A 7,436-nucleotide genomic window follows, 5' to 3' on the forward strand; every position below is an offset into this window, starting at 1 on the left:
CCTACAGATCCATTATCGTGCGGATTTCCTCAGGAAGCTCCTCCTGGGAGGTGATTGTCGGCCCATCATAATCACGGAGCAGCTCATAGACGCGGGAACGGTCGACGCTGTCGAGCAGCGGCAGTTCCTGGGCGATCAGACGGGTCATGAAATCATCGAGGGGAAGATTGGTGCGCTCCGCCGCGATGTGCGGCGCGGGAGCCTTGGGGGTCTTCTTGAACATGCCGAACATTCGTCCAAGGTTACCCTCGGATCGGACGCGGGGGCGGAGGAGTGGCACGGTGGCGGTGTGTGGCGGGCCCGGGGTGTCGCGGGTGCCGCCTGTGCCACGGGTGGTGTGGCCTCTCTGGGCGGGCACGGGGAAAAAGTGTCTAGGCTGGGGCCCATGCCCGCACATCTTGCCAGTGACAAAGTCATCTCGATGGCGTCCGCGCGTGCACACCGCAACCGCACGGAGACGGATGGCAATCCGAGATCGGAGCGCCCGGGGGACGCACCGGAGATCTCTCCCATGCACACCGTCATTGTCCAGGCCAGCAATATCCAGGCGGATCAGGAGGTCCACCGCCAGATCGGGCTCGATGCCTCGATGAACCTCGCCGAACTGCACCACGTTCTGGACACGGCCTTCGGGCTGCAGGGGGAGTCACCCTGGTACTTCACGGTGTCCGACCACCGCCCCGACCCGGCTGAGCTCATCGATTCCGTGCTCCGGGCCGAGGGCGACCACCTGCTCTACGTCTGGGGTCTGTGGCATTTTGATCTGCACTGCGTGGGCCTGTACGCCAGGGACAACGGCACCCCCCGCGCGCTGTGCATTGGCGGCTCCGGTGGCCTGCACGGAACATCCTTCGACCAGGCCGCGATCAATGCAGCACTGACCGGCACCGAGACCATCCGCGATGTCCTCGCCAGTGTCCGTCCCGAGATCCGCTGCCTGGTCGATCGCAGCGGTGTCTTCGATTTCATTCCGCTGCTGCAGGCGATGGATCTGCGGCGGGGCTCCGCGGTGGACGAAACGGTCTCCCGTCGCCTGCGCGCCCTGCCGGTGGAGAAGGCAGACCTGGCGAGCGATGCCTTCTGGTCCTGCGTGCTCGCGCTGTCCTGCCTGGGGGAGAAGACGCTTTTCGACGACGTGGCCACCGCCACCGTCGCCGCACTCGGGTGGGTCGACGATGACGGTGCGGAACTCGACATCGACGCCATCGCCGGGGAATGCGGCCAGTCACTGTCCGTCCTGGAATCCCTCGGAGCCTACGGGGCATCCCTGAAGTCTCCCGTCGAGCGCCTGGACATTTTCCGGGAGCTGCTGCGCGCCTGAGGCCGAAGCTGGGGCCCGGCGGTGTCCGGGTCTGCTATCAGGGGCTGGTGTTGGCATCCGGTGTCCGCAGTGACGCCTTCCCACTGTCTTTTGCATCGGGAGGCGGGGTATCTACGTCCATTTGATGTCCTTTCAAATCCGCGCCACGGCTCCCGATGTGCGGACGGCTGCCTTTTCTCGGTTGCCGGGTCGACGACGTCCGGAGCGGCACTAACGCAGGTTCCTTCACCCATGCCTCGGGAAGGATGCCCGTTCATTGCTGAATGTCTGTGCATCGAGCCCTGTTTTGTGTCCCCATAGTGCGGAAGTGTTCACCACCCACACTTAACCTTCGGAGTCTTCCGGGATGATCCCGGGGGTCGGTTACGGGCCTTCACCTGAGGTTATGTTCGAAGTTGATCGCGATCGGATGATGAACAGCGTCAGATTCAAATTGTTCGTAGCAACTGTTCAGTTGGTGAACAGTTGACCTATTGCTTGGTCATGTGTACAATTTGAGTAGCTGCAAACGCAGTGAAGAGCGAACTTTGGAACAACTGAAGGAAAACCCATGGAACCCCGCACCCGTCGCATCCATTTCATCGACATCGAGAACCTTTGTGAAACCGCGATTGTCACCGAGCGAAACGTTGCCGACGCTCTCACTGATTACATCCAGCACGTCGGAATCGACAACGATGATCTGGTCACCATCGCCGCCAACACCACCAACGCGTCCATCTCGTATCTCACAGCCCACCGGATGCTCAGTGCATGTTTTGTTCCCCCGGCGTCAGGCAGGGACGCAGCCGACCTCGCCCTCATCGAGGCCATCACCGGTACCCCGCGCATCTCCACTTTTGACACGGTTTTCATTGCAAGCGGAGACCACATCTTTGCTCCTGTACTCGACCGCCTCGCGGTCCTGGGAGTAAACACTGTCGCAGTCAGTCGGGCATGGTCCCTGTCACCGCACGTGCGTCTGGCGGCGCACTCGACCATCACATTTCCCCATCTCACCCATACTCGGCGCTTCCGTTCACAGTGTGCGCCCGTTATTGACATCACCACCCGCAAGGAGATCGCCTAATGTCCACACCCATAACCGCCACCACCATCGCCGAGATCGCCGGCGTCACCGTCACTGCAGTCGGCCAGTGGCGTCGCCGCGATGCCACCTTCCCTCAGCCGATGGATCCGTCCAGCAGGCCAGCCATGTTCGATCACGACCAGGTCATCCAATGGCTCACCAGGACTGGCCGACCATTCAACGACTCCATGCAAGCGGACACGTCCGTTGATGCCATCAGCGTGATCCTGAGAACCGTCACGGACAAGCTTCATGTCGTGGTTCCCGCCGAACAGTTCACCTACGTGTTGTCCCTCTTTGCCGCCCAGCGACACATTGAGGACGCAGGTATCAAACGAGGTGCGATCCCTCACCCGCTGGCCCGTGAACTCGACAAGCTTGACAAACGGCCGGAGATCCGCCAGGCCTATGCGCTCATGTCGGGTCTGGATGCGGAGAGCATCCTGAGCTTCATTTTCGACCGGGCGGCCTCTCCCGCCCTGCGAAGCCATGGCGCTTCAACCCAGGTTGTCAATGATCTGCTGGCTGCGCTCGCTCCCGAATCATGTACCTCGATCATCGACGTGGCCTGCGGCACCGGTGGAACACTCGACGCCCTGCGCCGTCGCTTCCCTGATGCCGAGTTGGCGGGAAACGACGTTGATGCCCTCGCGCTGGCTTCTGCCCAGGCACGTGCACTGGTCTCCGGCTGGAACGCCACCTGGTTCCAGGTGGATGCCCTTGCTGCACATTCTCTCCCGGGCGGGTCCTATGACCTCGTGTGTACCGTTCCCCCGTGGAATGCCCGTCACAACGCCGCCGTCCTCGATGAGGATCCGCAGCGCTGGCACTATGGCACACCCAACCTCGTCGACGACACTGCCTGGCTGCAGGTCGCACACCACCTGCTCCAAGACAACGGTACCGCGATCCTGATCCTTCCACCCAGCACATTTGAGAGGCCCTCGACGAGGGAGGTGATGAACAAATTGACAAGCGATCGCAGTCTGCAGGCCATCATCGAGCTGCCCGGCAATCTGCACAATGACACAAACATCAAAACTGTCGCAGTGGTTATCACGAAAAACTCAACGAATCCCACCTCATCGGTCCTGTTTGCTCAATTCGACGAGGGGCACATCACCAGGACACACCGCCGGGTGAAGGAACTCGACACCAAGGAGATCGTCGCGGTCCTGCGCGCCCATCGCGCGGGAGAGTACATCAGCACCACTGAGACGATTGTGCAGGTGGACCGCTTGGATTTGATCAACGCCGACAAGAGCTACAACCCGCAGTACTGGATCGACCATTTGAATGCTGCCGACCCGGGCGAACTGCGCCTGCAGCTGCGCCACGCCGCGGACGCGATCACACCTGTCAGGGGAATCGGAGGTGAGCTGGGCGGACTTACCATCTCGGACACGCCGGCCAGCACGATAAACGTGAAGGAGATCCGCGGATTCGCACCGGTTCGAATCAGACCGAGCGATGAGCGGGATGCGGCACTGCGGGCGGGCGACATTTGTATCGGCCCCCGAGGTGCCACCGTGTGCACTGCGGACGGAACCCGACCGGACAGGGGACTTTTGCAGGCGTTCCGCTGTGACTCGGAGCAGGCCGACCCCTGGTTCCTGGCGGCGGTCTTTACCTCGGCTCTCCATAACGGAGGGTCCGGCACGGCAACGGGCATTCCCCGGGTGAACCTCCGCCTCGTGGATGTCCCGGTCCTGACGATTCAACAGCAGAGAGACCTCGGAGCGGTGTACCGAGAAACCGTTGAGAGCCAGCGCCGAGTCGAAGAGCAGGCCCAGGCGTGGAGAAGACTCAGCCTGCAGGTTGCGGGTGCGATCTCCAGCGGCCTCGCCGCGACATCGGAATGAGGGGTGCTGATGCGCGAAAAGGTGACGCCTGATCCGTCCTCCCCGCCCCGGGGGTCTGGCTAGAAGAAGGGTCATGGCATTAAGGTGAGAAGCCGTGTCACAAACTTCCGCTACACCCGCAGTTGAACAGATGGCCCTGGGAACGCAGGCTTTCCGCTTCATCATCACCGGAGCCATCTCCGCGGTGGTGGATCTGGGGCTGCTGTCGCTGCTCCAGCTGTTCTTCGGCCTGCCGGTTCCGGTGGCCCGCGGAATCAGCTTCATCGCGGGCACAACCACCGCGTACATGATCAACCGCAGATGGACCTTCAAGGCGGAGAGCTCCACCCGTCGTTTCCTCGCGGTGGTCGCCCTGTACGCCGCGACCTTCACCGTCAATGTGGGATTGCAGACCCTGTGCAGCGCGTTGTTCACCGGCTGGGGCTGGGCGGAATCCATCGCGATGGTCGGAGCCTTCGTGATCGCCCAGGGAGTGGGTACGACGATCAATTTCATCGTGCAGCGAACGGTGATCTTCAGGGTGAAGTAGATGCGAAGCCGGAGTGAGGCGCCGGTGTGCAATCATCCTAAACCGCACATCTCAGGGAACAGGGGCCGTCAATGAATGCAACAGTGCTATCCACCAATCTCGCCCAGCCGCAACCCGACCCCGGTGGAGATGACCGCGTCAGTGGAATCCTGAAACTGCCCGTCCCCTCCATTGAGGTCTTCACACCGGGACCCGACTACGGCGACGGTTCAGGTGTGCGCGGAGATGTCATCGGCGATTCACAGCACCACGGCGGAGCCCAAAAGGCCGTGTACGCCTTCACCCGTGAGGAGCTGGATCACTGGGGTTACCCGGACGGATACTTCGGGGAGAATCTGACCACACTCGGCATCGAGCTCCATGAACTGCTGATCAACCAGCAGATCCGCGTTGGCGGTGCCGTCCTGGAGGTGTCCGTTCCCCGACGGCCCTGCCGAACCTTCGGGGCGTGGCTCGATCGCCGGGGGTGGATGAAGACCTTCACCGAACGGGCACGGCCGGGCAGCTATTTCCGGGTCGTCTCACCGGGAGTGATCACCGCGGGAGATGACCTTGACCTGATCGGATCGCCTGGGCACGACATCACCATGGAAATGGCCTTCAGAGCCAAGATGGGGGACCGGGACCTGGCGCGCAGGGTCGTGGCGGCCGGCTGCCTGCCCGGCCCGTACCACGATGAACTGGCACGGCTGATTTAGGTGTACTGACCGGGGAGGTTGGTCGAATCTGTGTGATTCGGTGACATGATGAAGACCTCTCGTATGGAATGGGATGTGCCTTAATCCAACCCGGTCACACGAGAGGTCTTCGATGTCTCATGCTAACGCAGCATTGACCCCACGTCACCGTCTCAAGGTCGCCCGCCCGGTCGTCGACGAGAAATATCCCATCGCCGAGGTCGCCGCCCGGTTCCAGTGCCCCTGGACCACGGTCAAACGCAGGGCCGAGCGCTATCGTGCCGGCCAGCCCATGCAGGATCGCTCCTCCCGGCCGCACACCAGCCCGAACAAGACACCCCTGCCGGTGGCAAAGTGGGTGGTATCGCTGTGGTTGCGTAAACGCATCGGACCCCTGCAGCTGGCGGCACTGTGCGGGATCGCCCCATCGACCGCCCACCAGATCCTCAAGCGGTGCCGACTCAACCGCCTGTCGTATACCGACCGGGCGTACACCGACCGGGCCACCGGGGAGCCGGTACGCCGCTACGAACATGACCACCCCGGTGATCTGCTGCACGTCGACGTCACCAAGTTCGGCGACATCCCCGACGGTGGTGGATGGCGATTCGTGGGACGATCCCGAGGACGCACACACCGCGCAGCTCCCCGTTACTTTGATGGTGTTGTCAAGCCCCGGGTTTTGTAGAGGGTGATTTACTTGTCGATCAGGCCGCGTAGGCCTGATACTTCTGCCATTCCTGGTGAACTTCCTTCGGCGGGCGATGAGCCAGTGCGGAGTGCAACCGGCGGTTGTTGTACCACCCGATCCACTTCGAGGTCGCCACGATCACATCGGTCAGCGCCGGCCACGTCCTGCGGTCGATCAGCTCGGCCTTGAACATCGAATTCAACGCCTCGGCCATCGCGTTGTCATAGGAGTCGCCGCGGGATCCGACCGAGGCCACGACCTTCGACTCCGCCAATGACTCGCCGTAGGTAATAGAGCGGTATTGCACTCCACGGTCGCTGTGGTGGATCAGCCCAGAGACGTCCTCACCAGCGCGAAGACGAGCCGACAGGGCCATATCCAAGGCATCGCGGGCCAACGAGACCCGCATGTGGTTCGTCACTTGCCAACCGATGATCTCACGGGTGTAGGCGTCCAACACAAACGCCGCATACACCCACCCGGCCCGGGTGGGGATATAGGTGATATCGGCGACCCACAGCATATTCGGCGCGGTCACGGCGAAGTTGCGCTCCACCAGGTCGACAGGACACTCGCCGGCGTCGGCGCTGCGAGTTGACGGTCTTTTCTTCCGCCGCCGGATCCCCTTCAGCCCGTCGGTCGCCATGAGACGCTCGACGGTGCAGCGGGCGACGTGACCGAAGGTGGCCTCGCGGTTGATCTCCGCCCACAGCTTCCGGGCGCCGTAACATGAGTAGTTGTCTTCGAAGATCCGGCGCAGTGCCCGGGTGATCTGCTTGTCCCGGATGGACCGGGCTGATTCAGGCCGTGATTTGTGGGCGTAATACGTGCTCAGGGCTATCTTCGCGCTGGTGGTGGCCAGGACGCGGATGATGGGCTCGACCCCGAACTGAGCACGGTTGTCGTCGATGAAGGTGACGATTACTTGTGTGGGCGGTCGAGCTCCGCCGCGAAAAAAGCCGAGGCTTTCTTGAGGATCTCGTTGGCGCGTTTGGCTTCGGCGAGCTCGGCCCGCAGCCTGCGGTTTTCTGTTTCCAGGTCCATCGATTCGGCCGGTGTGTCGGTTCCGGATTGCTTGTGGGTGCGGACCCAGACGCGCAGGGTTTCCTTGCTCACGCCGAGTTCGTCGGCGATGCGGGTGACCGCGCCCCGGGCGGTGACGGGATCAGCTTGAGCGTGGAGCACGAGTTCTACAGCGCGCTGCTTGAGCTCGACAGTGTATTTGGTGGGCATGTAAGGGTTTCCTTTTCCAATTTCCTACCCTCCATTAAACCCGGGGCGAACCAC

The 7,436-nt window shown here is 62.2% G+C and carries 8 protein-coding genes, 1 pseudogene and 1 other annotated feature; of the genes and pseudogenes, 6 read left to right on the forward strand and 3 right to left on the reverse strand.

What is annotated here, in order from left to right:
- Position 1: 1 nt before the first annotated feature.
- The gene (locus B7E02_RS02805) at positions 2–232 is read right to left on the reverse strand and encodes a hypothetical protein (protein WP_080792901.1); all 231 of its coding nucleotides are present in this window, start codon (positions 230–232) and stop codon (positions 2–4) included.
- Positions 233–385: 153 nt separating this feature from the next.
- On the opposite strand from B7E02_RS02805, the gene B7E02_RS02810 reads away from it, so the two are divergent.
- The 6 genes and pseudogenes from B7E02_RS02810 to B7E02_RS02835 all read left to right on the forward strand — a co-directional run.
- Entirely contained in the window at positions 386–1,321 is a 936-nt protein-coding gene (locus B7E02_RS02810) for a plasmid pRiA4b ORF-3 family protein (protein ID WP_080792904.1), read from the forward strand.
- Between the two features lie 550 nt (positions 1,322–1,871).
- Entirely contained in the window at positions 1,872–2,390 is a 519-nt protein-coding gene (locus tag B7E02_RS02815) for an NYN domain-containing protein (protein ID WP_080792907.1), read from the forward strand.
- Positions 2,390–4,252, forward strand: a complete 1,863-nt coding sequence (locus tag B7E02_RS02820) for an N-6 DNA methylase (protein WP_080792909.1) — start codon at positions 2,390–2,392, stop codon at positions 4,250–4,252. Before B7E02_RS02815 ends, B7E02_RS02820 begins: the two co-directional genes overlap by 1 nt.
- A gap of 130 nt (positions 4,253–4,382) precedes the next feature.
- On the forward strand, positions 4,383–4,781 hold the full coding sequence (locus B7E02_RS02825; RefSeq protein ID WP_080792912.1) for a GtrA family protein: 399 nt from the start codon (positions 4,383–4,385) through the stop codon (positions 4,779–4,781).
- A gap of 71 nt (positions 4,782–4,852) precedes the next feature.
- Complete coding sequence (locus B7E02_RS02830) at positions 4,853–5,479, forward strand: MOSC domain-containing protein (protein ID WP_080792916.1); 627 nt, start codon at positions 4,853–4,855, stop codon at positions 5,477–5,479.
- A gap of 112 nt (positions 5,480–5,591) precedes the next feature.
- Positions 5,592–6,104 (forward strand): annotated as a pseudogene (locus tag B7E02_RS02835) (transposase family protein); the annotation flags it as partial.
- Positions 6,105–6,165: 61 nt separating this feature from the next.
- On the opposite strand, the gene B7E02_RS14295 reads toward B7E02_RS02835, so the two are convergent.
- Both B7E02_RS14295 and B7E02_RS02845 read right to left on the reverse strand, forming a co-directional pair.
- Positions 6,166–7,071: an IS3 family transposase gene (locus tag B7E02_RS14295; protein WP_342743706.1), complete on the reverse strand. Its 906-nt coding sequence runs from the start codon at positions 7,069–7,071 to the stop codon at positions 6,166–6,168.
- Positions 6,982–7,110, reverse strand: a sequence feature (AL1L pseudoknot). Its footprint overlaps the gene before it by 90 nt.
- Positions 7,071–7,382 carry a transposase gene (locus tag B7E02_RS02845; protein ID WP_080792459.1) on the reverse strand — a complete coding sequence of 104 codons (312 nt, stop codon included), beginning with the start codon at positions 7,380–7,382 and terminating at the stop codon, positions 7,071–7,073. (Overlaps the previous feature by 40 nt.) The genes B7E02_RS14295 and B7E02_RS02845 overlap by 1 nt, the downstream gene beginning before the upstream one ends.
- Positions 7,383–7,436 lie beyond the last annotated feature (54 nt).

Source organism: Corynebacterium pacaense (genome assembly GCF_900169525.1).
Classification (GTDB): domain Bacteria; phylum Actinomycetota; class Actinomycetes; order Mycobacteriales; family Mycobacteriaceae; genus Corynebacterium; species Corynebacterium pacaense.

Coding starts and splice junctions, on each gene's coding strand:
- B7E02_RS02805 (WP_080792901.1), bottom strand. CDS start 232: ATGTTCGGCATGTTCAAGAAGACCCCCAAGGCTCCCGCGCCGCACATC.
- B7E02_RS02810 (WP_080792904.1), top strand. CDS start 386: ATGCCCGCACATCTTGCCAGTGACAAAGTCATCTCGATGGCGTCCGCG.
- B7E02_RS02815 (WP_080792907.1), top strand. CDS start 1,872: ATGGAACCCCGCACCCGTCGCATCCATTTCATCGACATCGAGAACCTT.
- B7E02_RS02820 (WP_080792909.1), top strand. CDS start 2,390: ATGTCCACACCCATAACCGCCACCACCATCGCCGAGATCGCCGGCGTC.
- B7E02_RS02825 (WP_080792912.1), top strand. CDS start 4,383: ATGGCCCTGGGAACGCAGGCTTTCCGCTTCATCATCACCGGAGCCATC.
- B7E02_RS02830 (WP_080792916.1), top strand. CDS start 4,853: ATGAATGCAACAGTGCTATCCACCAATCTCGCCCAGCCGCAACCCGAC.
- B7E02_RS02845 (WP_080792459.1), bottom strand. CDS start 7,382: ATGCCCACCAAATACACTGTCGAGCTCAAGCAGCGCGCTGTAGAACTC.